This window comes from Sphingomicrobium sp. XHP0239, from assembly GCF_039555325.1.
GTDB classification, from domain to species: domain Bacteria; phylum Pseudomonadota; class Alphaproteobacteria; order Sphingomonadales; family Sphingomonadaceae; genus Sphingomicrobium; species Sphingomicrobium maritimum.
The window spans coordinates 1,008,601-1,031,628 of sequence record NZ_CP154608.1 but is presented as its reverse complement, the minus strand read 5'-3'; the positions used below and the strand labels follow the sequence as shown (position 1 = coordinate 1,031,628).

The following is a 23,028-nucleotide window of genomic DNA, read 5'->3' as shown; positions in this document are numbered from 1 at the left end:
GGCGTGCATGAGTGGAGCCCTGATCGTCACCGCCGCGCTGGGACAGGACGACCTGTCGTGGCTGAATTCCGAACGCACCGAGCATTTCCCGCCGGAGCGCAACTACCTCAAGGCCCATCTGACGATGTTCCATGCGCTGCCGCCCAGTTGCGAGGACGAGGTCGGCCGCCTGCTGGCGACACTGGCTAGCGAGTTCGCGCCGCCGGCCGCGCGGTTGAGCGAGGTCATGTTCATGGGACGGGGGGTGGCCTATCGCGTGCATTCGGACGAATTGCAGGCGATCCGTTCGGCGATCCAGGCACGGTTCGAAGGGATGCTGACGGCGCAGGACCAGGGGGGGTGGAGACCGCATGTCACCATCCAGAACAAGGTCGACAAGGACGTCGCGCGCGCGCTGTACGATCAGAAGAAAGCCGCGTTCGACCCGCGGGCGCTTGCGATCAGGGGACTCACCCTCAATCGCTATCTTGGCGGGCCGTGGGAAGAACTGGGCAGTTGGTCGTTTCGCGGCAAGGCGCGCGCGTGACGACGCTCAGGTGATGGTGCCGACGCCGTCGCAATCGAGATCGAAGCTCGCCATGCCGCTTTCCAGCATCGAGGCCAGCATCGGGGTCTCCATGAGCGATTCCACGATGTCGCTTTCCTCGCCCGCCGCTTCGATCGCCTCGTCCCAGTCGGTCGCGTCGAAATCGCCGCGTCCGATGAGCACGAAGGCATAGACCTCGGCCTGTTGATCCTCGGCCAGATCCTCGAGGATCCCCATCAGCTCTTCCTCGACGCTCGTGTTGATATCGTCGTCGAGCACCGAATAGGCTTCGTCGTCATCGTCGCCGTCGACGTTCTCCGGTGCCTCGTCACCATCGTAGTTCGTCGTCACCTGCGCCTCGTTCTCGCGAGCGCGGATGATGATACGGCAGAGCGTGTCGAGCGGTGTTGCGGGTTCCATCGTTGAAGGTCTTTCTTGATCAATTGCGGGAGGGCAACGACATGCGGGGCGGCACGGTTCCTCGGCCCGGCGAAAGGTCGATTGACGACGATGGGCGCCCCGACTATAGGCTCGCAACCGCGCCGCCCGGCCATCGTGGCCGATCCGCGCGCGCCCGAATTGGGGCGGAGTAGCTCAGCTGGTTAGAGCAGCGGAATCATAATCCGCGTGTCGGGGGTTCGAGTCCCTCCTCCGCTACCAATCATTTATCTCGGAAATCTGCGAATTACTGTGTAATCAGCGCTCGAATAGCCCGTTTCCCATCCTTTCCGATCATTCCCGACGATTTACGCAGTTTTCCGCGATTTCCCTTGCGTTGAGATTTACTCCACTGGGCATGGATCGGGCATGGATCAGTCCCCAAGCTGTCGCGCGGCGACGTATATCCGCAGCGCCCGCTCGCAGTCGGCGAGGGCGCGGTGTTCGCCGTTGAGGCTAATGCCAGCGTCGGCGCAGATGGCGCTGAGGCGATAGGACTTTCGACCAGGCCAAACGCGCCGTGACAGCGCCAGCGCGCAGTCGTGTTCGTTCGGGAAGCGATCCTGACCGTGGCGATCGCAAGCGGCTTCCAGCATGCCCGCGTCGAACGGCGCATTGAACGCCACCATCGGGAGGTCGCCGACGAACTCGCGGAAGGCCACGAGCGCCGCAACAGGCTCCATGCCGTCCTTCTTGATCATCGCGCGGTTGATGCCTGTGATTTCGGTGATCCGCGACGAGATGCGTCCTTTCGGCATGACGAGCGTGGAGAAGGTCTCGTGCTGGTCACTGTCGCGATGGACGCGGATCGCGCCGATCTCGATGATCTCGTGCTTGGCAGGGCTGAGGCCGGTCGTCTCCAGATCGTAAACCACGAAGCGTTCGGGCAACACCTCGGCCAGCGGCCTCGGCTCGCGCGGCGCGGGCTTCGGCTTTTCCGATCGGCGCATCAGGTAGAACAGCGCGGCGACGGCAGCGATGACGAGGATCAGTTCCATCGCACGATGCTGGACCGCGCGGATTGCGGACGCAAGTTTCCCCCGAAGGGGAGTTGCAATCTCAGCGATTTGACGGGTAGAAGTCCGGCTGGGTGTGGAAACCCGGACTGTGATAGCAGTTCTGCCCATTGGCGTGGGTTTTGCTGCGAAAGCGAGCTTGGCGGCTCGCCCAGGCGTCCTTGGCGGGACGCGCTGACTTCGGCTCTTATAGCCGGGGGCGGTGCGTCATGTCCAGAGCGCAAGCTTAAAAGCCGCCGACACGTCTCACAGCGTGTTTCCAACCCCCGGCGACCGCCCGAAGCGGTCACGGCTGTGGAAAGCCAAACTGTGAGAGACCACCAATGGAAAACCAGAACACGTCCGAATGGGACGAAGCGTTCGAGGCATTCGAGCGCGCCGATCTCGCATATGAAGCGAAGTCAGCAGAATGGGATCAGGCCAATGAAGAGCTGGAGAAGGCCGCGCCGAGGCCGGAGGACTACATCGACTTCGGTTTCTTCATGTTCGTCGATAAGCGCCAACTCACTCACGCGATGGACCTCGACGAGCAGGTCGAAAAGTACCGCTCAAGGGGATGGTCGACCCTATCGTTCGCACCCGCAACAATGGAAACCTTCGAGGCGAAGATCGATGGAGTGCGTCAATATCGCGCTGCGCTTCGCGAAGCCGAAGCCAGTGTGAGCTGGAATGAAATCAATGAGCAGATCGACGCCGTAGGTGAGGCGGTAGGCGACGCTCGGGACCGCGCACTTATTTGTCCGGCACCGAGGCCTGCAGCGCTTTTATGGAAGCTGGATCAGCTGTTATCTGAGCGCGTTATCGACAGCGAGGACGGAGAGTATATCCCGGCCTGGCATAAACGCCTTGTCATTCCAGTGATGGCCGACGCGAGACGATTCCTGTCAGGAGAGGGCGCATGACCGATTTCGCGACGCTGGAGAAGCGCTGGCGCCTGCTCCGGGCCCTTCAGGATTGCAACTACGACTTCGGTCCGATCGCGCGGGCGAATTACGAATATGAATGCGCTGAAAGCGAGGCGAGGGGCAACAAGGATGATCCACGGCTACGCGCGGCCCATGAGCGGTGTTCGAAGGCCGACGACCACGGCTATCGCACCTATGACGAGCCCGCAGCGGACGCGGCGATAACGCTCGTGAACTTTCCGGCGCCCGATGTCGCCGCCGTTCAGGTCAAGATCGAAGCGATTAAGCACCACGAACTCGACAATTATCTGCCGGTGAAGGGGGAGCCCTTCGATTTCATCGAGGCGGACGTCAAACGGCTTCTGGGGGAATTGGAGAGATAGCCTAACAGGTCGGGGCTACGGTCCCGGCCTATTCCTCAAGACTGGAGGCGGGGCACTGGACCGTCGAGCGCGTCACGTCGACCGCCCAGCGGCACAGGCGGGCGACCTGCGCCCATCCGCGACCGCCCCACACCCGCACTTCATCATCCCACGCATCCTCGGCGTCCTGCCGCTCTTCCTCTGTCGGCGCGGTGATCGCTTGGATCGGATAGGGCGGTTCCGGCTCGACAGCGAGGTCAGCAGCCGGCGGCGCGGGCATCGTCGTGACGCCCTTGCTGGCGCAGGATGGCGCAACCACGAGCACGGCGGCGATCGTCGCCAGGCGGATTGGCTTCACGAACATCGTCCAACTCCTCTTTCTGATCTCGATTGCGCGACAGGTCGACGACACGCTCTTGCGCGCGCTCTTCCTTCGATGCGCTGTCGGTGCGCTCGACCTCAAGTTGCGCCTTGGCGTTTTTGCGCTTCATATCGTCTTTGCCTGCGGCCTTACCGATGCAGTAGGCGATGCCGAGGACGAGAACCGCAAGCGCGATCCACTTCACGACGGTCGGGATGCTATTCCATGCGATAGAGAGCGACCCGGGCGGTATCATGATCGATCTCCCCCAATCTGGCGGGGTATCGCCCCGACCAGGCACAGTTCATATTCCCCGATCGTCGCGCCATGCCCTTCGCGGCGATTGACGAGACCCTGGATCACGCGCCCGCCCGCAAACCGGTAGCGCCGCATGAACCGGCAGGCCTCGACCGGCTTGCCCTCGCGATACAGCCGGAGGACGCTCGACTTGCGATAGGCGCCGAGGCCGATGTTGAACGTTAGGCTGGTGTGCGCTGCCCATTCATATGGCTGGGTCCATATCCCCGGCGCCGAACTGGCGACGCGCAGGCCGAAATCGTTGCGAAGCGCCTTCGCGAGCAGCGCGTCGCACTCGACCTTGCTGTAGGCCCGCATCTCGACCCGAGTTTCGCCGTAACACACCGTCGGGACGCCGATGACGTCGCGATAGGGCTCGAGCCGCAGCCCTTCGTGCTGCGCCACCTGCGGCGTGGCGATCGCCAACATCGCGGCGATCGCGGTTCCGGGAATGCCCTTGGTCACAGCTCGACACCCTCGGCGCGGATCACGCGGCCGTCGGCCTGCACCGTCACCTTTTGCTGACGGGAGAAGCGGGCCCAGCGAATGACCTCGTAAGTCCCGATCGACGCCGCCAGTCCGCCCACCTTCTGTGCCGCCGGGTTTTCGATCAGGAACAGGGCCAGCTGCAAGAGCGCGCCCGCATCGAGAAAGACGTAGAGCAGCAGCACCACAGCGCCGAGGCCGAGCCGCATCGAATTCAAGGACAGTTCGGCCCAGCGCTGGCGCAGCTTGTCGCCGATGGTAGAGAAGATCGTCATAACGGTGTCTCCCGGAAGCCCGGAGGCTGGTAGGTCGGATCGAGCTGGCGCAGGACGCGGTCCTGCTCGCGATCGTGCTGCTCCTGGCGCTGCATCCACAACGCACGCTGATCGAGCCGCTGATCGCTTTTATCGGCAAGCACGACCGCGTCGCGTAGCTCGTTGGAGACGTGCCAGGCGCCGACGATCACCGAAAGGATGACCCCGAACGCACTCAACATGACCGTGACCACCAGCTTGTTGACCTTCCGGTCGATCCGCTCGTCGATGTGCTCGTTGAACTTGTCGAGCGGCCAATCGCGCGTACTGTCCACCGGTTGAGGGAAAGCGGCGGCCGCGATATTCTTGAGGTCTTCCTGATCCACGCCTCACCTTTCGACGTAAAGCCCAGCCTTGCCTTCGCGCATTCGCAGCGCGTTAAGCAGGGCGACCGCGCTGCTCTCGCGCATCAGGCTGTTATCGTTTTCATTTCGCCGGCCGACCAAGAGAGTCCCGCCGCGCTCTCAAAGAGCGTCGTCCAGGTGGCTGCGTCATCCGAGCCTTGAACGACGATCCGAGAAGGGCTGCCGCAAACGGTTGTCCAACCCTGCCACGCCCGAACTTCCGAACAGACAGCAGGTGACCCAATGCCAGTTTGGAAATCGTATCTGATCCAAGCGTTGACCCCCGCACCCGTGCCGGAACACCACCCGTTGCCGCTGCTGGTTATTCCATCAAAGGCATTGCGTGGAAGGTAGCTTCCAGTGACGTTGCTGCTGCTGGCGGCGGCTGACAGGTTGATGCTGGCGTCTGCCGAGCATTGATCCGGCCCGCCGAGGGTGGCGGCTATTTCGACTTCCCGCAGGCCGACACGACCCGAAACGTTGATGTCAGCGCCGTCCGGAAAGAATAGTCGGATGTAGCGATACGCAGTGCCCCCGGCGGGAGGCGGGTACGGCATGGTCTGAACGATCATGCCGTGCGCTTCAGATGGACTGCGACGAGGCCCGTCACCGCCGACGCCGTAACCTTGAGCCATGCCCCGGCCTGCAAGCTGATCGGGCTGGTCGTGCCCGAGAACGTGGCGGGCGAAGCAGTCGTGGACTTCTCGTAGGCGATCGTTCCCGTGCCGCTAGTGGCCTGCTGCGTCAGCGTCATTTCGACATCGGCGTAGAAGCGGGCTTCCCCGTTGCCAGAAAAGTTGAACGTGGCAGGCTGTGCAAGAGCGACATTCGCTAAGCCGAGGTTTTGCTGAGATGCCTCGACATCGGCGACGTCAGACAGGTTGTTCGATGCCAAGAGGTCGCCGCCGGCACCGCCGCTTGGTAGGTCGCCCGGCTTCCACGTGTCGTCGACATCGTCGAAGATCAGCGCCTGCCCGTCGGTTGGGGCGGCCGTCGTCGTGTCGACATCGGTCAACCCGTCGAGCGTGGTCGCGCCGCCCCCGCCGCCTCCCGCTCCCGCCACCACGGCATCGACCTCGCCCGTCGAATAGACGTCGAGATTGTCTCGCGCATCCGCCGCATCCGCGAGGTCCGCAAGGTTCGCCGCCACCTCGAGGCTGCCATCGACCCCGTCGTACAGCTCGTCGAAGTTCGCGTTCGCTTTCCCGAAGGCCGTGCGGATGCTGTCACCCGTGCCGTCGTTCGGCACGGCACCCGTGTCGATCGTCTGTTTCGCCATCTTACTCCCCGTCGGCCGTCCACATCGTGCTGTCGGCAGTGATGAAGCTGTTGTGGGCGGTCAGCGCTTCGAGATATTCGTCCGCCAGCGGCGCGCTCCGCCCGAAGTCGTCGTTCACGCGGTACACCCGCACCCCGATCGGCTCCCCGCTCGCGAACCCGTCGCTCGTCCGCTGCGCCGCCGTATACGTCGCCGCCTGGCTCGACAGACCCGCCAGCGTCCGCACCACCACCCCGCCGCGCACGATCTCGACGTCGAACACGGCCGGCGCATCGCCGTCCGCGCCGAAGAAGCGGCTGCGGTCGGTCCATGCCAGGTCGAGGTCGCCCGCATCGAAGCTGCCGACGAGGTCGGTGGGCGCGAACGGGCGCTTGGCGATCCCTACGTTCGTGAACGGCACCACCGGCACCCCCGCAGGGTCCTGGTACAAAGTCACGCCGCGCAGGCTGAGCGCATCGCCCCACCCGCTGTCGTCCGTCACTGGGATCCGGTAGATCCCCCCTTCGCCCATCACCACCGCCATCTCGCCCGGGCTGTGCTGGTCGATGAAGTCCTCGCTGCCGCGCACCCCGCGCCGCAGTCCGCTCAATTCCCACGTCTTCGGCGCAATCTTCGTCGTGCTGGCGAACTGGATATATTCGCCGCGCCCCATCCCGACAAACAGGAAGTTAGCGTAAGCGTCCAGCTCGGCCGTGCTTGCATCCTCCAGCGTCATGCCATCGTGCAACAGCTCGACCGTCAGCGTCTCGTCGTCCGGCCCCAGTGTCCCGACTACGGCCCCCATCACCGCCGCATCGGGCTGATCGAGCAACGTCGCGAACGTGCCGCCGTTCGACACCTCGATCCGCCCCCGGTTCCAGTATCGCTGCCCCGCCCCCATCGCGACGTAAAAGCCGAAATCGTCGTGCCCGTCGCTCGTCATCGGCATGTCGATCGGCACTACCACCGTGTCGGCGAACAACGTGCTTTCATGCTCGATAGGCGCGTTCGCACCCGAGGCCCGCCCCGTGAAGGCGATGGCCTCGTCCGACTGCGCCTCGACCTCGATCAGCCCGTTGGCCCCGCGCGTCACCCGCCGCACGATGAACGGCAGCACCGACGCATCCTTCGTCTGGACGCCATACGCCACCCCCGGCGCGATACCCGCCCAGGCGCCGGTCAGCGTCGTCGTCAGCGTCGTGCGCCCCAGCCACGCATCCCAGTGTAGCGTGGCTGCCGCGGTCGCCCCTTCCTCCGCGCTCATCACCAGGTTGAGGTTCACCGACACGTTCGATTGCGCGTCCCCGTGCGCCGCCTGTGCCGAGGCGGTGTTGGGCTGGTAATCGCGCGCCGGGTCCATGAAAGTGACACTCGTTTCCTGCGGCAGTTCGATGTCCTGCGCCCGCGTGAAGCGGTACGGCGCGTTCGGGCTGGTCCCCGCCTCGTGCGCCCCCATTGCGTTCGTGGGGATGGTCGCGCGCATCGCCTGCGCCCGCTCGAAGAACTGGATCTGTCCGCCCCGCTCGGCCGCTTCGAAGCGATAGACGGGAAACAACGGCGACAGCGCATCCCAGCAACTCGTCTCGCCTGTGATGGCATAGCCCCGAAGCGGCATATCGATGAGCGCGGTGGTCGAGAGGTTGCGGACGGGGTCGATCCCCGCCCGCGCACAGATAGCCTCGGCAAAGTCCGCCAGCGTGACATTGGCGTTTGCCTCGACCAGCCCTTCCAGCCCCGGCACCGAATTGCCGAAATTTTCGAGCTGCAGGTCTTCCACCACCACATAGGCGCGGTGGCGATAGCCGGGCTGGTCGCCCAACCGCCCCTCCAACACCGGATCGGCCGTCTGTTCGTCCCCGCCGCCGTAGATTGTCAGGCTCTTGAAATAACGGTTGGCCCCGTACACCCGCTTCAGCAGATTGCCGTCCGCGTCGAGCGTCTCGCTGATCGCGGGCGTCTCGCCGGAGTCGAAGATCAGCCGTCCTTGGCCCCACAGCAACCCCAGCCCCTCGATCGGCTTGTCGTCGATCCGATCCGCCAGCAGCCACCCGCAAGTTGCCGAATAGGTCCAGTATTTCTGTTCGGGGGCCGCCGATCCCAGCAGTCCCCCCAGCACCCCGCCGACCACCGCCCCGATCGGCCCACCGATCTGGAACCCCGCCGCCGCGCCGCTGATCGCGCCCGCGACCTCGGAATAATCCTCGACCACATGCTCGGTCTCGTCGAGCAGCCCGTCCCACGCCAGCACCGGCAGCGACAGACGCACCGCCGCCCCGTACACACGCGGCTTGGGCGCGCCATAATCGCCGATCTCGACCGCAAGCTCGTCGATGCCCGGCCCGCTCTGCGCCGAGAAGCGCGACAACAGATAGCTGGCACCTAGCTGCGCGATGAAGATCGCGGGGTTGAAGCTCATTTCTTCACGTCCGGCCGCCGCGCCACCGCGTCGCCGCCGGGGCTGTCCGGCTCGCCGCCGTAATTGACAAAATTATCCCACGAGATGCAGCCGTTCGTGCCGCCGTCGCTCTCCCGATGCTGCGAACAACCGGGCGTCATCTCATACTCGTCGCCCGCCGCGATCGGGAACGTCAGCCGCGGCCACAGCGTGAACTGCCCCCCGTCGCCATGCTCCTTGATCCGCGCTTCGACCCCGCCATTGTTGCCGCTGATGAAGGCGACGATCCCGTTCGTGAAATAGCCCGCCGCCTCGCTACGCGCGCTGTCGGTGAAGTTGCGCCCGTCGCCCGACGTTTCAACTGCCCCCGACACGATCAGCCCGTCGAGCGAGCGCCCGCAATATCTGTCGCCGAACACATAATCGCATCCGGGCTTCATCGTCCGCACCAGCGGCGTCTGCGCCAGTCGACCACCCGATCCCGTCACTTCGACCGTGAAGCTGCGATCGTCAAACTCGACCCGCCCGAACGTCCCGTCCAGCAGCACGCGAACGGACGCCGCACCCTTCCACGGCACCAGCACCGCTCGCACCCGCGCCCCGTCATACTTCCCGCCCTGAAGGTCGGTTTCAGTGACATACCCCGCCGCGACAAGCCCGGTCAGGTCGATATTGCCCACGCTCCCCGCTTCGGCCGCATTCTCGCTGGCGCTGGGGCTCATCGACCCGCAAGCGTGATACGTCTGCCCGCCCCATTCCAGGTCGCGGTCAAGGCTGGTGAACCGAAGCGTTTCGCCGTCCGACCGCTTGATCGCCCAGATCTGCGCAAGGTGCGTCACGCAGGGAGCGGCTTTGTTCAGATATTCGATGCCACCTTGGCTGATGGAGAAGCTCGGCAGGACGCGGTGTAGCATCTCGATGCCAGCCTGCGAAACGCGCATAGCGGGGCGCTCTTTCGTAAGCGCCTCTACCCCAGACTGACTGACACGCATCTCGGCCGTCGCGCGGTAGAGGATCTCCACCCCGCCTTGGCTGACGCTTTGCTGCGTCACGCTAAGCCGTCCGCTCCATCACACCCAATGCCGCCGCGAGGGCCGCTGGCGTCCACGGCGCACCGGTGTCGGGGTCGAACGGCACGTTGCTGTCGTGGTAGGCGAAGCCCGTCGTGATCGGCTGCGGCGTCACCACCGATTTATCGCCGTTCGACACCAAAGTTGGCGCGAACAGCGCGGTCCCAGCGTCGTCCTTCTTCACCCGCCCGAACGGCCGCGCCGTCAGGATCTCGGTGAGGTTGGCAGGCAGGTCGGCGAGCGTGAAGTCGCTCCGCGCCGTGCCCGTCGTGTCGTAGATGTGCCCGGCATCATCGATCGGCAGGTCGAGCAGCTCGTACCCACTCGTACCCGCCGACTTTAGGAAGTCGGCCTGCGCCGTGTCTCCGTCGAACTGCAGGAGCGCTGATTTGCAATCGCCAATGAACGTGTCACACCCCGACCCGTCGTCGACCGTGTCGTTGCAGAAGAAATCGGCAAAGCGATAATCCTGTTCGTCCTGATTGGCGAGTGATCCTGCTCCGACGGTAAATTGACTAAATTCGAGGTTGGCACTAGCTACCGTGTCGATCCCAGTGAGATTGAGGACGGTCTGCTCGTTGACGCGAACTTCGAGCGCTCCGCTCGTACCGTTGCCCGCGGCGGCAAAAAGCTCGAAATGGTTGTACGCTCCGCTGCCGACGACTGGTGTGCTGCGCCCTAGGAGGGTGTCGCGATTGCGCGCGATGATCGCGCCGTCGGTGCCAAGCCAGATCGAAGCCTGTGAGTTGTTCGAGGCGTCGCCGAGCAGGAAGAGACAGACGCCGCCGCTCGTGGCATTGCTAATAATTCCCGACGAAGTTTCGTTGGTCGGCAGCGCCCCACAGCGCATCGCATAGCCGAGGAAGACTTCCTGGAGCGCCGCACCGAACACTCGGCGCAGCCTTGGACGCGTTCCCGTCCCCATTACAAAGCAGTGCGTGCCCGTCCGTGCATGCGTGGTCGACAGCGTGCCGCCCGATCCACTGTCGGCATCATTCTGCGCCCATGCCTGCCCCGACGAGCCGTTGAGCATCTTGGTCTTGTCGCCGCCGTACCGCGCCAGCCCGTCGCACCACCTATTAGCGATAATACACCTCCCCGCGCGGCAATGCCGACGCCAGCGTTTGAATTGTCAGTAGGTCAGCCCCTCAGCAGGGACGGACTTCGATAAAGGAGAGATCGGCGAACCCGCCCGCCTGCCACGTCTGGAGGATGCCCTCGAACACGTCGTCGTCCTCGAACCGCACCTCGACATCAAAAAAGAACCCCGCCGTCACCGCCAGCCCGTTGCCGGGAGGCTCGGCCAGCGACACCACGCCGCCCTCGCGCGAAACCGAGAAGTCAGCGGGATCCACCACGTCCCCGTCGACCGCCACCGTGACCGTCGAGACGACCGGCAGATGGATCGGCCGCACGTAGGTCTGCGCACCCCGCACGTACCGCTTCACCAGCTGATACTTGTCGGTGAACCCGGTGCCCGTGCCGATCGCCTGGTCGGTCGCGCCGATCGGCGGATCGTAGTCGGGGTTAGGCGCGGTCAGCTCCCGGCTTGTAAAGTCCAAGGGATCGACCCACGGCCAACTGTGCAGCGGTCCTCGCATCGCCAACCAGTGATCGCGCAGCGCAGCGACTTCAGACCATTCACGGACACCCCGTGGCAGCGTGAAGCGGTAGAGCGGGTGCTCCCATTCCTGATTACGTTGCTCACGCCCGCCGTGCGTCGAAACGATCGTGGTCTTTGTGCGAGGCGACGAAACGCAGGGATAGCCCGGTACGGCGTCGGGCAGATATTCGTCGACGAAGCCTCCCATCAGACAGCCTTCCGTCGCCACCGACGCGCGATCTGACGATCGCTACGGCGGAAGCTGTCGGCATTCGGGGTGACGATCGTCATTTTGACGCCGCCCATCATCCCAACGCTTTGCTCGTTGGTGTAGACAGACGATCCCCGCGGCAGGTTGACGATCTCCGGACCGCGCTCACCGACCAAGGCCAGTCCGCCCGGCGCGAAATTCGTGCCGTTCGCAAAGCCAGGAATACTCAAGCCGCGACCGAGAGAGTTGAACGCGAAGTCGAACGCGAGGTCGGCGAGGCGGGAAGCGAGGTTCTTCACCGCATCGCCGAGCGACTGGAAGCCCATTACGACGCCCTTCAGTTCGTCGCCAAGCTTCCCGAATGCCGCACTGCCCAAACGTTTGAAATCTTCCATGCGCTCGGCGGCATAGTCGATCAGGCGGGGAAGTTCCCGCAGCCCTTCGCTAACGGCGACAGTTTCCCCGTCCAAACGATCGTGGCCAAGGATGCGATCGCCGACATTCAGCTTCGTCGGTTTGAAGAAGTCTCTGGCCAACTTCGCATCGGCAGCCGCCTTCAACTCATCCGAAAGGTCGCTGTCCGCGATAAGCTGGCGTTCGGCCTTGAATTGAAGAAGCCGCGCCGACTCCGGGAACAGGCGATCGAGAAGCGCGCGCAGCTCCATGAATTTCTGCGCGGTCTTGGCCGTGGCATTTTCCGCCTGTTCGACCATCAGCTTGTCGAGGCGCTTCATGTGCGCCCCGATGCCGTCCACCATGTCGGGAATGTAGCTGTTGCCGACGACGGCGGTGTAGAGCGCCTTGAAGGGCAGGGCAAGGTTCTCGACCTTCTTTCCCACCCACCGCAGAACCGCGCCGAGCTTGTCCTGCAGCCACGTCTTCACGCCATTGTAGAGCTTCTGGACGATCGCCGCGATCTTGTCCCAGTTCTTCCACGCCAGATAGATCGCTCCAATCACCGCTGCGAAGCCGAGGATCACCGGATTGGTCATCAACGCCAGCGCCGCGACGCGGATAGCTGAGAATACGGGCCCCAACTTCAGGAGGGCGGGAATGATCGACACGATGTTTCCCAGCACCAGTAAGACAGGTCCCGCCGCAGCGGTGATACCGGCGAGGGCGATCACGAACTTCTGCGATGCCGGACTGAGACTGGAGAACCAGCCCGCAAGGCCCGCCAGCATCTCGGCGAGCTGCGACACGACAGGCGCCAGGGCGGTTCCGATCTTGATTGCGCTGGCCTGAAGCGAGTTCTGCGCCTCCTGCCACTTTGCCGCGCTCGTGCCGGCTTGTTTCTCGAAGGCCTCGCCAACGGCATCGGTTCCGTCGCGCATGCCCGCCAGGGTGTTCGTGAATGTCTCGTTGGTCTGTCCCGACAGCGACATGATCGCATTGAACGCCTCGACCGAACCGACCAGCTTGATGATCTTGGCTTCACTGCCGCCCGTGGCTTCGACGATCCGCTGGAACGCCGCGACCATGCCGCCGCTCTTGTCAACCAGATCCTTGAAGTTCTTCGCGCCCAACGTCTCGAAGACCGCCGACGTTTCCTTCGTTTCTCGGGACAGCCCCGCGATGGCGGCGCGGATTTGCGTCTGCGCCTGCGCGGCGGGAAGGCCGACCGAAGTCATGGCCCCCACCGATGCGAGATATTCGTCCAGTTCGATATTCGCCTGCGCGACGACAGGAGCGACGGAACCGAAGCCCTGCGATAGCTGGCTGATCGTCGTCTTGCCCGCCTGCACCGTGCGGAAGATGTTGTCGTAAACCTTCGACGCTTCCTCGCCTTCAAGGCCGAATGCGTTGATCGACGACGTGACCAGATCGACCGACTCCGCCGTGGACCCTAGCCCCGCCACGCCGAGCTGCGCCGACCGCTCCAGCACCTGCATAGCGTCGCTGGCGGAGATGCCCGCCGAACGGACATCGTAAAGCGCGCTGGTCAGGTCGGAGATCGCGACGGGGGTGCGCTTCGAGATTTCGAGCACCGAGTTCTTCATCGCCTCCATGCTCTCGACGTTCGTGTCGACCAGCGTGGAGATATTGGACATGCTCTTTTCGAAGTCGGCGCCCATGCGCACGGCCGCGGCACCAATCGCTGCAATGGGGGCGGTCAGGCCAAGCGACATTTTCGCACCGATCGACTGCATCCTCGAGCCGATCTTCATGAACTTGCGCTCGGTCTTCACCATCTCCTTCTGCGCGTCGCTCATGCCGGACTTGAATTGACCGGATTCCAGCCCGAGCGAGACGAGGAGGCTTCCCAACATCGTCGCCATGCTATTTTCCTTTCAACTCGACCCGGCGCACGACCATGTCGCTGCCAGCGCCCATCGACTTCAACATCGCGGCCATCTCGGCGGGCGACCGCAGCTTTTTGCGGACGTAATCGGCAAAGGGTTTAAGCCCCTCGCGTGTCTTGGTGGCGGCGTTGAACCGCGCCATCGCGTGTGCGACTTGAAGGCCGGTCTCGATGTCACGATCGATGCGCCGGATCGCGCCCTCGATCGCAGCGTCGAACGATCGCGGCGTCTGATCCCAGAAGCTTTCCGGCGAGAAACCGGCTTCGCACCAGTTCGCCAGTAGCTCGTAGTAGTCTAGGTCGTCGCCTTCTCCGGCTTTCCCGGCTCCCCCTTCGCCCGCGATCCGAAGTCCACCGCCAGCCGCTCCATCGCGGCCGCCACCTCGTCGCTCGCCACCACGGCGATCGCGAGGCCTTCCTCGTCGGTCATCTTCGGATGGTCGACCGAAGCCAAGCACCGGATCGCAGCAGCGACTTCGAGCGCGTCCATGCTGGTGCCGTTCATAAGGTTCGCCCCAGCCTTCTTCGCAAGGGCCAGCGTGCGGAAGTTGAGGCGAAGAGTGATCGTCTCACCCTCCACCTCGATTTCCGTCTTCGCGTCGATCGGCGCGACCATTAGCTAGTCGCCGCCGCTTCGGTCTTGTCGCCGGTGAAGCGCAGCGTGACCGTGGCCGTCATCTTCTCGCCGGCAGTGATGTTGCCGCGATCATAGCCCTTCACGTAGCAGGTGCCGGTGATTTCCCAGCCGAACGCACCGTCGGGGATCACGATCTTGTAATCGCGCGCCACGCCGTCGTTCTGCGCAGTCTGGATCAGCGTGTCGCTGTCGGAGCCAGGCACGAGGTTCAACTCGAAAGTGCCTTCGCCATCTTCGATCAGGCCCGCAATATATTCCTTCCGACGGTTCGGCGACTTCAGGTGCGTCGCTTCCACGTCCTCCGTCTGCGGGTTGGGCGGGGTGATATTGGTGACTTCGCCGATTTCGGTCAGCGTGTCGCCATCGTCGTCGAGGTGGAACTCCGCGCCCCACCCAATGCGGGCTTCTGTCGTCATTTCGTTTCCTTGCTATGGGTTGGGCGCATGCCCCGTGGCTGGCTCAGTCGTGCCAGATCGTCGCTTCGACGATTTCGTTGTGCGTCGTGCCGGTCGAGGTGCTTTTCGGTCCCTGCCGAACCTCGATGTCCTGCGCGCGCAGAAATTCGGTGCCGCCTTCAGCCGCTGCGGGAACGATGGCGGCGATCACGGCCTCGCGAAGCGAAACCGCTTCCTTCTTGGTGGTCGAGAAGCAGTTCACCTGCACCCGCGTCGAATGGAAGCCGTCGAACCCCTTCAGGTGCTGGTCGCGCTGGCCGAAGATCGTTTCGAGCACCACGGCGGGATAGGCCGTCGCCTGTGGTCGCTCATCCCAATAGACGCCCGCACCGACGATCGCCGCTACAGCCGGATCGGCCTTCAACCGAGTGCGCAGCGCATCTTCCATCAGGCTCCCACCTTCCGGTTCACGCGCTTCGCCACCTTCTCGATTTCCTCCCAGAGATCATCCCCGAGGCGATCCAGCGCGACGTTTTTCTTGCTCTCGAATGCCGCGCGACCGGCGGGGTTGGCGGGTTGCTTCTCGCTGCCCAATTCCTCGATCGGCGCGTAGACAGCCAGTCGGTCGTTGACCGTTAGGTCGATGCCGACGAAGCGTTCGACGATATCCTTGCCCGCGCCGCGCGCGAACTTGCGATTGGCCTTTGTGGCCTTCCGGCTGCCAATCTTGATGGACTTCTTCATGTCGCCCGACTGCTTATCGACATGCGCCGCCCAATCGTCGTGGATCGGTTCGGCGGCACGATCGAGGGCGCGGCGAGCGATCCCCTTCTTGCGCGCCTGCGTGATGTCCAGTTCGCGGAAGGCGGCTTCGAGCTGCCGCCCGCCTTCAAACTTGACCTTCATCGTCCTTCTTCGCGACGACTTCCTCGACCAGTCCCTGCGCGATCAGGCGCTGGCCCTGCTCGTCGGTGACTTCGTAATGCTTGCGTAGGTTTTTCGTGTATTTGTCGCCGAAGGCGTTCTGGTGCTTGCGGATGGTGCGAACGAGCATGTCTTAATCCTCCGTCGTGACGATGAGTTCAATGCCGACGTGCCGGCCGATCTGCGCGATGCTCAGGATTTCCCAAAGCCGACCATCCCACTCGATCTTGTCGGTAGGCTCGATCGCAGCCGTGATCGCATCGTAGTGAAGCCAGAAGGAACCGCCCGACTTTGCCTCGCGTCCGAGGTTCTCGAACACCTCGCGACCATTTGCGGGCATCCACGATGCCCAGCGCTGCGCGTAGGTTTCGAGCGCACCGGGCACTTCTGAATAACCATCGTCAACCGGTGCGCCCGGCCGCTTGATCGTGATGAGGCGATCAAGCTTGCGCGAGTCCATCATGCCAAGGTCGGCTTTCGAGTGCGGCGAAGGATGTCCTTCACGCCGTCGGGGATGCCGTCACGCGTCCCGTCAAAGAGTGCGCGAAGCTGCAGAAGGACCGCCGCCTTTACGTGGTCGGGCACGGTCGCGTCGGTCCACGTTTCGTCGGCCTGCTGGTCGAGATAGTCGATCACAATCTCCGATGCCTGGACGCGCTTGTCCTCAATGTCCTCGTCGTGTTCGTTTCCGATGATGCGCAACTGGCGCTTCGCTTCCTCCATTGTCACGAGCGCCGCCATCAGCTCTTATCCTTCCCGTCGCGGCCTTTCTTGACCGCCAGACGCCAATCGTCCCCATCGCCCCCCGGCTTCTCGCTCGTGTCCTTCTGCGCGATCCAGAGCGATCCGGCCCACGTCACCGCGTCGCCGCGCGCATATTCCTTGCCCTCACTGAAGACGCCGCGATCGACGATCACCGGAAAGCAGATGTCGAACGAATGCTCGATCACGCCCGTGACAAGGCTCATGCGCAGCGTCTTGCCGTCCTCGAGCAATTCCATGTCCACGTCTTCGGCGTTCAGGCCATGTTTCCCGTTCTCGCCGGGCTCACCGTTCTTCCCGACCACGATACCGAGGCTTTCGGTCGACCCGTCGCTGTAGGTGAGGACCAACTCGTGGTTGCGGTCGATGAACGCCTTCGACACCGACTTGCGCGCCTTCAGCTGCGCAATCTCCTCGACGAGCGGCGCTGTCGCGCGCTCGACGAAACCCTTCACGACATCGACCATCTCGGTGCCGAAGGCCTGTCCGTCAAAGCTCATGCCAGCCCCTTCTTCATCGCGGCGAGGGCCTTGGCGGCCTCGTCCTCGGTTTCGTCGTCGTCATTATCAGGCGCGGGCAGCGCGGGCGGCGCGCTCTTCGCGAACGGATCGTCCTGCGTGTCGCGCTTGTTGAGCGCTTCCAGGGAATAGTTCTGCTGCTGGAGGTAGGACGTGTCGCCGCCCTCGATGCCTTCCCAGCCGAACCATTCGCGCATCTCGTTGATCTTCGCGATGCCAGCGCCCGCCAGATCCTTTGCGACGGTGGCCTGCGTCGCCATGTCCATGCGCAGAAGCAATTCCGTGTCGAACTGCGCTTCGTAGGGAGCGGGGAGCGCCAGCCCGTCGCGCAGCACTTCCTCGATTTGCTCGACGTGGATCTGCAGGCAGTCGGTGTAGTACTGGCGGTTGATCGCCTCGATGTTCGTGTAGGCGGGCGGCGCGCCGACGCCGACCTTGTGCGCTGGCATGCCGAAAGCGGTGCAGATGGCTTCGCCCGTCATCTTCAGCTGTTCGACGAGTTCGCTGTTCTTCGCCGAGGCGGTGACCGCGACGAACTCCATGCCGTCGCTCAACAGCGCGACCTTGCCCGCATTGTCGCCGCTGTAGCTGTTGTTCCAATGGTCACGCAGCTCGTCGGCGTGCTCCTGCTTGATCTCGCCGGGCACCTTTACGAAACCGCTGGGCAGCGCTCCATTCTTGAAGAACTTCGCCGAGTGGTTGTGCATCTCCACGCCCTGCACGGCGGCGAGGCCGGCGGCGTAGATCGGCGACGTGCCGATCAGCGGATGAAAGATCGTGTTGATTCGATCGTGGATTATCTCGCGGGCGGGGACCGTGACCATTTCGGCGTTCTGCTTGCTGAGGTCGTCGCGGCGCAGTTCGTAATAGACATCGCCATTCGTCGCCACGAGGGGACGGACGCGGTTGGGGTCGAGAATGAATAGCTTCACGACCACGCCGCGCTGATCGCGCACCTTGAGCGCGTAGGCGTTGCCGTAGCCGAGCTTCGACAGCATCCAGCTTTCGAGGAACTGAATGCGGTTCTGGTAATCGTTTGGCTTCGCGAGCACGGGCGAGAAGCTGGGCGAGGTCGTCTCGATCGACACGCGGCCCTTCTTCTCGACCAGCTTCACGCGCATCTTCGCGATGTCGGTCGCGATCAACGTCATGCACCGGAAAAGGACGGGGTTCGTCAGGACCGTCTTCTGGTCGATCTCGACATTCTGCTGCCAGGCACCAGAAAAGGATTCGAGGACTCGGCGCCAGCCGCCGACCACGGGGTTCAGCGCTTTCGCAACCGAGGCCCGCGTGATCTCGACCCCAAGGATCTTCATCTACTTGGCTTCCGCCATCTTCGCGCGAAGCGTCGCAGCATCCCAGCCGTGATAGGCCTGCTTCCCGATCTTCGCCTTGTACTCGGCGCGCAGCGTGGTCAGGTCTTCTTCGACCTCCACGTCGCCGGACGAATAGCCGAGCTTGCCGAGGATCTGCGCATAGCGGCGATCTTTCGATGCCAGCGCGCGCGTCATATAGCCGCTTCGCTTCGTCATGCTCGTCTCCTGAAAAGGAAAGGGGAGGGGCTATGGCGACCCCTCCCCAAGCCGTTAGGCGTAGTTGGCGCTGGCGATCGCAGCGACCGCCGTGGCACGACGCTTCGCCCAGTTGATCGTCCGTTCCGCCCGCAGCGCGACGCTGTTGGTCTGGAACATCGAAACCAGCTGCGCGGCCGTCGGGCCCGTGCTGTCCTGCGTCGGGTTGTCGGCCATCTCGATCGACGCTTCGCGCGACAGATCGACCGCCATGCCGCCGTCGTCGCCGAGGTAGATGTCGGATGCGTTGACCAGCGCGATGAGCGAACCGGCTTCCGCCGCGCCCGCGTCGTCGGGATCGTAGTCGTTCGGGACATATTCCGACACGATGACCGGCAGGCCCTCGAAGGTCCCGCCGCCCATGTTGAGGTCGGGATATTCCTTCTGGCCGAGCGGATTGCGGAGCATGGAGATCGCGAGGGCGGTGATGCCGTTCATGATCCACACGCCGCTGGTCGGAGCATTGTTCGCGGCGATGAAGTTCGCGAACACCGCCTGCACGTCAGCGCGGAGCGCGTCGACATCGGTGCCGCTCGCCACGCGGAACGTGACGCCGTTGGTGATCGACGCCGGGCTGACACCCGCCACCGCAGCCTTGGCCGGATCGATGAAGTCGCGGTCGAGACGCTCGGCAACCGCAGCCGCCAAATCGTCGCGCAGGATGCCTTCAGCCGCAGGGCTGGAGTCACGCAGCGCTTCTTCGGTCGCGACGGTGATCGCCGCCACCTTGAGCGGATCGAGCGTGGTGCGGGTGAAGTCGGGCTTGGTAACCGGCTTCCCCTTGCCCTCGCCGACCCAGTTGGCCGAACCCGCCGTGCTCTGTCCGACAAGCGGAGTGCGGAACGGCACCCGACGTAGGGCCGGAACGCCATTCTGACCGAACTTGCCGATGATTGTCATCGGGCGGAGGTACTCGACGAAGTCGGCGAACGCCGAGGATTCATCCCCCACGAGCGCGCTGGAGGTGTCGGTCGCCGTGACGGCCGCCTTGTTAAAGTGCGCGAACGTCTCCGACTGCTCACCGTAGAGGTCGCGCGCCTTCTCGCGCACGCTCATCTGGTCCTTCGATGCGAGAGCCTTCACCTTCGCGATGCGCGCGAATGCGATGCCCGGTTCGAGCTTCTTTTCGACCCGCACGGGAATGCGCTCCCCGCCACGCGACGCAGAAGCCTTGTCGGGATCTTCGCCGTTGACCGGCACGGCGGTGCTCGCCGCAGCCTTCCCCATTGCGCGGAGACGGTCGAGATGCTTGTCGATCGCTTCGATGTCGGCCTTGTTGCCGTCGAACGCTTCCGACTGCTCTTCGTCCAGGGTGGTGCCGTCGTCAGCGGCTTTGGTCATGATGGTTTCGTTGGCCGCAACCAACGAGGCGCGCTTCTGCTCGAAGCCCGCGATCTGCTCTGCGATAGTCGCCATTATGCAATCCTCTTGATGGATTTGATGACAAAGGGTTTCGCCCGATCGCGGGCCGGGTCATCCAGCTTGACGACGCGCACGGAATTGCCGGACGCGGCAGGCGGGTCGTCTTGCGGAATTGCTGCCTTCTCGCCTTCAGCGGGGCTCACACCCGCAAGAGCGAGACGGTCGAATGTCTTGACCTGAAGGATGGTCGCTTCGGCATTGGCGGGGATCGTGACAAGCGACAGCTCCATCCATTCCCATTTCTTGATGCGAAAGCCGCCGCCCTTCATGACCTCGGCTCCATCCTCGAGAAGCCGGAAACCGATCGAGACGGCGCGAACGAGGCCGGATTTCACTTCTTGCCAAGCGAGGTCGACGCGATCCTTCAGCGCGCCCGGCTCGTCAATCCGCGCCAGCCGCGCCTTGAAGGGAATGCCCTTCTCGGTGGGCTGCGCGAACTCGACATGCCCGACAGGATGGCTGTGGTTGTGCTGGTGCAGTAGTGGCATGGGCAGGGCGAACTTCGCGCCCATCGGTTCGATAATGTCGCCGAGGCGATCGGTGGTCGGCGTCGAGGCGATGCCCTCGATCACACGTTCCTCGGTATCGACCTGCTTGATTTCCAGCAGGCTGTAGGCGCGGTTTTCCATGTACTGATTTCCTTCAGACGACGAGGATCTGATATTTCTTCGGCTTTGCGCTCTCGAATGCGCAGGCTGCCCCCACCGCCATGCAGAGAGCGACGGCGGCGTCGATCTTGTTCGTGGATCGCTCTTTCGCGAGCCAATAGTTTCCCCAGCGGTCCTCGTCGGTGACGGCGCTCATCATCGCGCTCACGGTCACGGGATTGCGCTGGATGCGCAGCCGCCCTTCCAGCAGCAGCGTCTCGACCTGCCGGACGCTCATGGGCATCCACAGGCCCTCGGGTTCGCGTCCTGCCTTCTTCGCCGCGGCCTTCATGGCCTCGGTCGGCTTACCCTTCTTCGTCCCGCCCTGCGGATGCTCGACGCATTCGACGCTCAGCCCCAGCTCCTGCATCTCCGGTTCGAGCATTCGGCTGAACGCGTAGCGATCGTAGGCGAGGCAGCGGATATCGTAGTCGTGTTCCGCCTCGGCGATCGCTTGCGCGACGTGGCGGTAATTGATGCTCTTTCCCTTCGGCGCGTTCAAATGACCCTGCTTGACCCACACCTCGTAGGGTTGCTTGTCAGCAAGTGCGCGATCGGCAATCGTATCGCCGGGCGTCCACGCCTGAACCCACGCATCGTAAATCGGCTTTCCTGCGTGCTCGCCGTCCTCAACCGCGCCCGTCTGCACGCAGTAACCAAGGGCAGTGATGTCCTTCGTCTGGCTAAGGTCGGCACCAATAAAGACTGGCGCACCCGCGTGATCGTCCACCGGTTCGAAGTCGACGAGTGCGGGCGCCAGATTGGCCTGTGTCATCCACGCCGTTTCGGCGTCAGTCCATGTGCAGAAGTGAAGGCGCAAAATGCCATTGAGCTTCCCAGGCATGGCCTTCGCCTGAGCGACCTGCATCTCCAGATATTCTTTGGTGATCGTCACACCGAGCAGCGGGTTGGCTTTCTCCCAGCAACTCGGATCGTTGAGCGGATCGTCGTCCTTGTCGAGCGCGCAGACATAGGAGAACGTCGTGTCGTCCACCACTTCACCGAGATAGGCTGCGTCGTCACTGCGCGCGTTGAGATTGCCCGCCGCGACCTTGACCGCGTGTTCGTGCTCTTCCCAGCATACCGAATTGCGGTCGCTGCCGCTGTTCGTGATCATCAACAGCAGAGGCTGGCGACGAAATTTGAACCCCCGCTCAAGCATTTCCATGACGCCGCGATCGGGATGCTCGTGGATTTCATCGCACAGCGCCATGTGCGGGCGAGGGCCCGAGCCTGTCTTCTTCGCTTCGCGACTTACCGGCCGGAAAAACGAACTGGTCAGCAGATAGGCGAGGTTCGACTCTCGACCCGGCCCGCCGCTCTTGCGCAGCCGCTTGCTGAGCTCCGGCGACTGGTCGACCATTTTCACCGCGTCGCGAAACAGGATCGCGGCTTGATCGCGGGTCGCGCCCGCGGAGTAGATTTCCGCGCCCGGCTCGCCGTCGGCCATCAGACCATAGAGGCCGATCCCTCCCGCCAGAGGCGATTTCCCGTTGCCCTTTCCCTGCTCGATATAGGCGCGGCGGAAGCGTCGAACCCAGCCGTGTTCGCTGCTCTTACGCTCCCAGCCGAACAGCGATCCGATGATGAAATCCTGCGCGGGCTGCGCCTCGAACGGTTGCCCCTCGAACTGCCCTTCGCTCAGCTTCAGTTGCGTCTCGAAGAAGCGGATCGCGCGCGCTGCCAGTGTCTTGTTCCAGCGCAGCCCGCGCTTCTTCGCGGTCTTGATGTCGTCCAGATGGCGGCGGCAGGCGTTGCGGACGTGCGGGCCTGCGGTAATCTTTCCGGCGACGACTTTTCTGCCGTAGGCGGTCGCCCTATCGGGTGAAGAACTCATTTCCCTCTTCGGGTTCGTCCACCTCGACGCGGCTTCGGCTCGCGGGCGTGAAACCCATCTCCGATGCAGCCTTCACCATGATCGCCGCTTGCTTGTTGATGATCGAGATGTAGGGCGTCTGGACGGGCATTCCGTTCGGCGTCGAGATGAGTAGCGAATGCTCGTTCAACTTCTCGGTCGCCTGTCGGTGAAGGTCTTCGGCCACGACCCACGCCAACAGCACCGAGCGATCGACACGCTTCAGCAGGCCGTGCGGCGCGCACTCGATCGCATATTTCCACACCTTGCGCTGATCGGCGTTCAGGTGCTCGGGGCAATCGTAGAGATTACCTTTCGGCTTCGGCTCCTTCGTGTTGAGCGGGCGACGGCCCGGGTTGCCCTCGACCACCTTCAGGTGAGTGGGCTTCGGCTTGCGGCCTCGTGTCAT

Annotated in this window: 32 protein-coding genes and 1 tRNA gene; 4 read left to right on the top strand and 29 right to left on the bottom strand. The window is 63.6% G+C overall.

Annotation, left to right across the window (positions count from 1 at the left end; translation table 11 throughout):
• Positions 1-7: 7 nt before the first annotated feature.
• Positions 8-526 carry a 2'-5' RNA ligase family protein gene (locus WJT74_RS05270; protein WP_343347700.1) on the top strand — a complete coding sequence of 173 codons (519 nt, stop codon included), beginning with the start codon at positions 8-10 and terminating at the stop codon, positions 524-526.
• Positions 527-532: 6 nt separating this feature from the next.
• Here the strand turns inward: WJT74_RS05270 and WJT74_RS05265 are convergent, their stop codons facing one another.
• On the bottom strand, positions 533-946 hold the full coding sequence (locus WJT74_RS05265; RefSeq protein WP_343347699.1) for a DUF3775 domain-containing protein: 414 nt from the start codon (positions 944-946) through the stop codon (positions 533-535).
• 163 nt (positions 947-1,109) lie between these two features.
• On the opposite strand from WJT74_RS05265, the gene WJT74_RS05260 reads away from it, so the two are divergent.
• Positions 1,110-1,186, top strand: a tRNA-Met gene (locus tag WJT74_RS05260).
• Between the two features lie 152 nt (positions 1,187-1,338).
• Here WJT74_RS05260 and WJT74_RS05255 read toward each other — a convergent pair.
• Positions 1,339-1,962 (bottom strand): 3'-5' exonuclease, encoded by a 624-nt coding sequence (locus tag WJT74_RS05255; RefSeq protein WP_343347697.1) that lies wholly within the window; start codon positions 1,960-1,962, stop codon positions 1,339-1,341.
• Between the two features lie 341 nt (positions 1,963-2,303).
• Here WJT74_RS05255 and WJT74_RS05250 point away from each other — a divergent pair, with 341 nt between their 5' ends.
• Positions 2,304-2,882 (top strand): hypothetical protein, encoded by a 579-nt coding sequence (locus tag WJT74_RS05250; RefSeq protein ID WP_343347695.1) that lies wholly within the window; start codon positions 2,304-2,306, stop codon positions 2,880-2,882.
• On the top strand, positions 2,879-3,268 hold the full coding sequence (locus tag WJT74_RS05245) for a hypothetical protein (RefSeq protein ID WP_343347693.1): 390 nt from the start codon (positions 2,879-2,881) through the stop codon (positions 3,266-3,268). The genes WJT74_RS05250 and WJT74_RS05245 overlap by 4 nt, the downstream gene beginning before the upstream one ends.
• Before the next feature lie 28 nt (positions 3,269-3,296).
• Here WJT74_RS05245 and WJT74_RS05240 read toward each other — a convergent pair whose 3' ends face one another.
• The 27 genes from WJT74_RS05240 to WJT74_RS05110 form a co-directional block, all read right to left on the bottom strand.
• Complete coding sequence (locus WJT74_RS05240) at positions 3,297-3,527, bottom strand: hypothetical protein (RefSeq protein ID WP_343347690.1); 231 nt, start codon at positions 3,525-3,527, stop codon at positions 3,297-3,299.
• Positions 3,505-3,864, bottom strand: coding sequence for a hypothetical protein (locus tag WJT74_RS05235; RefSeq protein ID WP_343347688.1), 360 nt, complete (start codon positions 3,862-3,864; stop codon positions 3,505-3,507). The genes WJT74_RS05240 and WJT74_RS05235 overlap by 23 nt, the downstream gene beginning before the upstream one ends.
• Positions 3,861-4,370, bottom strand: a complete 510-nt coding sequence (locus WJT74_RS05230; protein ID WP_343347686.1) for a lysozyme — start codon at positions 4,368-4,370, stop codon at positions 3,861-3,863. Before WJT74_RS05230 ends, WJT74_RS05235 begins: the two co-directional genes overlap by 4 nt.
• Positions 4,367-4,666 carry a hypothetical protein gene (locus tag WJT74_RS05225; protein WP_343347683.1) on the bottom strand — a complete coding sequence of 100 codons (300 nt, stop codon included), beginning with the start codon at positions 4,664-4,666 and terminating at the stop codon, positions 4,367-4,369. The genes WJT74_RS05230 and WJT74_RS05225 overlap by 4 nt, the downstream gene beginning before the upstream one ends.
• Positions 4,663-5,031 (bottom strand): hypothetical protein, encoded by a 369-nt coding sequence (locus tag WJT74_RS05220; RefSeq protein WP_343347680.1) that lies wholly within the window; start codon positions 5,029-5,031, stop codon positions 4,663-4,665. The genes WJT74_RS05225 and WJT74_RS05220 overlap by 4 nt, the downstream gene beginning before the upstream one ends.
• An 83-nt stretch (positions 5,032-5,114) precedes the next feature.
• Positions 5,115-5,621 (bottom strand): discoidin domain-containing protein, encoded by a 507-nt coding sequence (locus tag WJT74_RS05215; protein ID WP_343347678.1) that lies wholly within the window; start codon positions 5,619-5,621, stop codon positions 5,115-5,117.
• On the bottom strand, positions 5,618-6,328 hold the full coding sequence (locus tag WJT74_RS05210) for a hypothetical protein (protein WP_343347676.1): 711 nt from the start codon (positions 6,326-6,328) through the stop codon (positions 5,618-5,620). Before WJT74_RS05210 ends, WJT74_RS05215 begins: the two co-directional genes overlap by 4 nt.
• A 1-nt stretch (position 6,329) precedes the next feature.
• Positions 6,330-8,723: a phage tail protein gene (locus WJT74_RS05205; protein WP_343347674.1), complete on the bottom strand. Its 2,394-nt coding sequence runs from the start codon at positions 8,721-8,723 to the stop codon at positions 6,330-6,332.
• Positions 8,720-9,643 (bottom strand): DUF2163 domain-containing protein, encoded by a 924-nt coding sequence (locus WJT74_RS05200; protein ID WP_343347672.1) that lies wholly within the window; start codon positions 9,641-9,643, stop codon positions 8,720-8,722. Before WJT74_RS05200 ends, WJT74_RS05205 begins: the two co-directional genes overlap by 4 nt.
• Positions 9,644-9,755: 112 nt before the next feature.
• Complete coding sequence (locus WJT74_RS05195; protein WP_343347670.1) at positions 9,756-10,805, bottom strand: hypothetical protein; 1,050 nt, start codon at positions 10,803-10,805, stop codon at positions 9,756-9,758.
• A 115-nt stretch (positions 10,806-10,920) separates the two neighbouring features.
• Complete coding sequence (locus WJT74_RS05190; RefSeq protein WP_343347667.1) at positions 10,921-11,583, bottom strand: DUF2460 domain-containing protein; 663 nt, start codon at positions 11,581-11,583, stop codon at positions 10,921-10,923.
• Entirely contained in the window at positions 11,583-13,865 is a 2,283-nt protein-coding gene (locus WJT74_RS05185; protein WP_343347664.1) for a phage tail tape measure protein, read from the bottom strand. The genes WJT74_RS05190 and WJT74_RS05185 overlap by 1 nt, the downstream gene beginning before the upstream one ends.
• A gap of 1 nt (position 13,866) precedes the next feature.
• Positions 13,867-14,031 (bottom strand): hypothetical protein, encoded by a 165-nt coding sequence (locus WJT74_RS05180; RefSeq protein WP_343347661.1) that lies wholly within the window; start codon positions 14,029-14,031, stop codon positions 13,867-13,869.
• Between the two features lie 152 nt (positions 14,032-14,183).
• Positions 14,184-14,504, bottom strand: a complete 321-nt coding sequence (locus WJT74_RS05175; RefSeq protein ID WP_343347658.1) for a hypothetical protein — start codon at positions 14,502-14,504, stop codon at positions 14,184-14,186.
• On the bottom strand, positions 14,504-14,941 hold the full coding sequence (locus WJT74_RS05170) for a phage tail tube protein (RefSeq protein WP_343347656.1): 438 nt from the start codon (positions 14,939-14,941) through the stop codon (positions 14,504-14,506). Before WJT74_RS05170 ends, WJT74_RS05175 begins: the two co-directional genes overlap by 1 nt.
• Before the next feature lie 43 nt (positions 14,942-14,984).
• The gene (locus WJT74_RS05165) at positions 14,985-15,368 is read right to left on the bottom strand and encodes a DUF3168 domain-containing protein (protein ID WP_343347653.1); all 384 of its coding nucleotides are present in this window, start codon (positions 15,366-15,368) and stop codon (positions 14,985-14,987) included.
• Positions 15,368-15,826, bottom strand: coding sequence for a hypothetical protein (locus tag WJT74_RS05160; protein ID WP_343347651.1), 459 nt, complete (start codon positions 15,824-15,826; stop codon positions 15,368-15,370). Before WJT74_RS05160 ends, WJT74_RS05165 begins: the two co-directional genes overlap by 1 nt.
• On the bottom strand, positions 15,810-15,974 hold the full coding sequence (locus tag WJT74_RS05155; RefSeq protein ID WP_343347649.1) for a hypothetical protein: 165 nt from the start codon (positions 15,972-15,974) through the stop codon (positions 15,810-15,812). Before WJT74_RS05155 ends, WJT74_RS05160 begins: the two co-directional genes overlap by 17 nt.
• 3 nt (positions 15,975-15,977) lie before the next feature.
• Positions 15,978-16,307 carry a head-tail adaptor protein gene (locus tag WJT74_RS05150; RefSeq protein WP_343347647.1) on the bottom strand — a complete coding sequence of 110 codons (330 nt, stop codon included), beginning with the start codon at positions 16,305-16,307 and terminating at the stop codon, positions 15,978-15,980.
• Positions 16,304-16,585, bottom strand: coding sequence for a head-tail connector protein (locus WJT74_RS05145; RefSeq protein WP_343347645.1), 282 nt, complete (start codon positions 16,583-16,585; stop codon positions 16,304-16,306). The genes WJT74_RS05150 and WJT74_RS05145 overlap by 4 nt, the downstream gene beginning before the upstream one ends.
• The gene (locus tag WJT74_RS05140; RefSeq protein ID WP_343347643.1) at positions 16,585-17,106 is read right to left on the bottom strand and encodes a hypothetical protein; all 522 of its coding nucleotides are present in this window, start codon (positions 17,104-17,106) and stop codon (positions 16,585-16,587) included. The genes WJT74_RS05145 and WJT74_RS05140 overlap by 1 nt, the downstream gene beginning before the upstream one ends.
• Positions 17,103-18,440 (bottom strand): phage portal protein, encoded by a 1,338-nt coding sequence (locus WJT74_RS05135; RefSeq protein ID WP_343347640.1) that lies wholly within the window; start codon positions 18,438-18,440, stop codon positions 17,103-17,105. The genes WJT74_RS05140 and WJT74_RS05135 overlap by 4 nt, the downstream gene beginning before the upstream one ends.
• Positions 18,441-18,635 (bottom strand): hypothetical protein, encoded by a 195-nt coding sequence (locus WJT74_RS05130; protein WP_343347638.1) that lies wholly within the window; start codon positions 18,633-18,635, stop codon positions 18,441-18,443. It abuts the gene before it with no gap.
• A 75-nt stretch (positions 18,636-18,710) separates the two neighbouring features.
• Positions 18,711-20,111, bottom strand: a complete 1,401-nt coding sequence (locus WJT74_RS05125; RefSeq protein ID WP_343347636.1) for a phage major capsid protein — start codon at positions 20,109-20,111, stop codon at positions 18,711-18,713.
• Complete coding sequence (locus tag WJT74_RS05120) at positions 20,111-20,746, bottom strand: HK97 family phage prohead protease (RefSeq protein WP_343347633.1); 636 nt, start codon at positions 20,744-20,746, stop codon at positions 20,111-20,113. Before WJT74_RS05120 ends, WJT74_RS05125 begins: the two co-directional genes overlap by 1 nt.
• Positions 20,747-20,759: 13 nt before the next feature.
• A complete protein-coding gene (locus WJT74_RS05115) occupies positions 20,760-22,601 on the bottom strand; it encodes a terminase large subunit (RefSeq protein WP_343347631.1) in 1,842 nt (613 codons plus the stop codon).
• Positions 22,582-23,028: a phage terminase small subunit P27 family gene (locus WJT74_RS05110; protein ID WP_343347628.1), complete on the bottom strand. Its 447-nt coding sequence runs from the start codon at positions 23,026-23,028 to the stop codon at positions 22,582-22,584. Before WJT74_RS05110 ends, WJT74_RS05115 begins: the two co-directional genes overlap by 20 nt.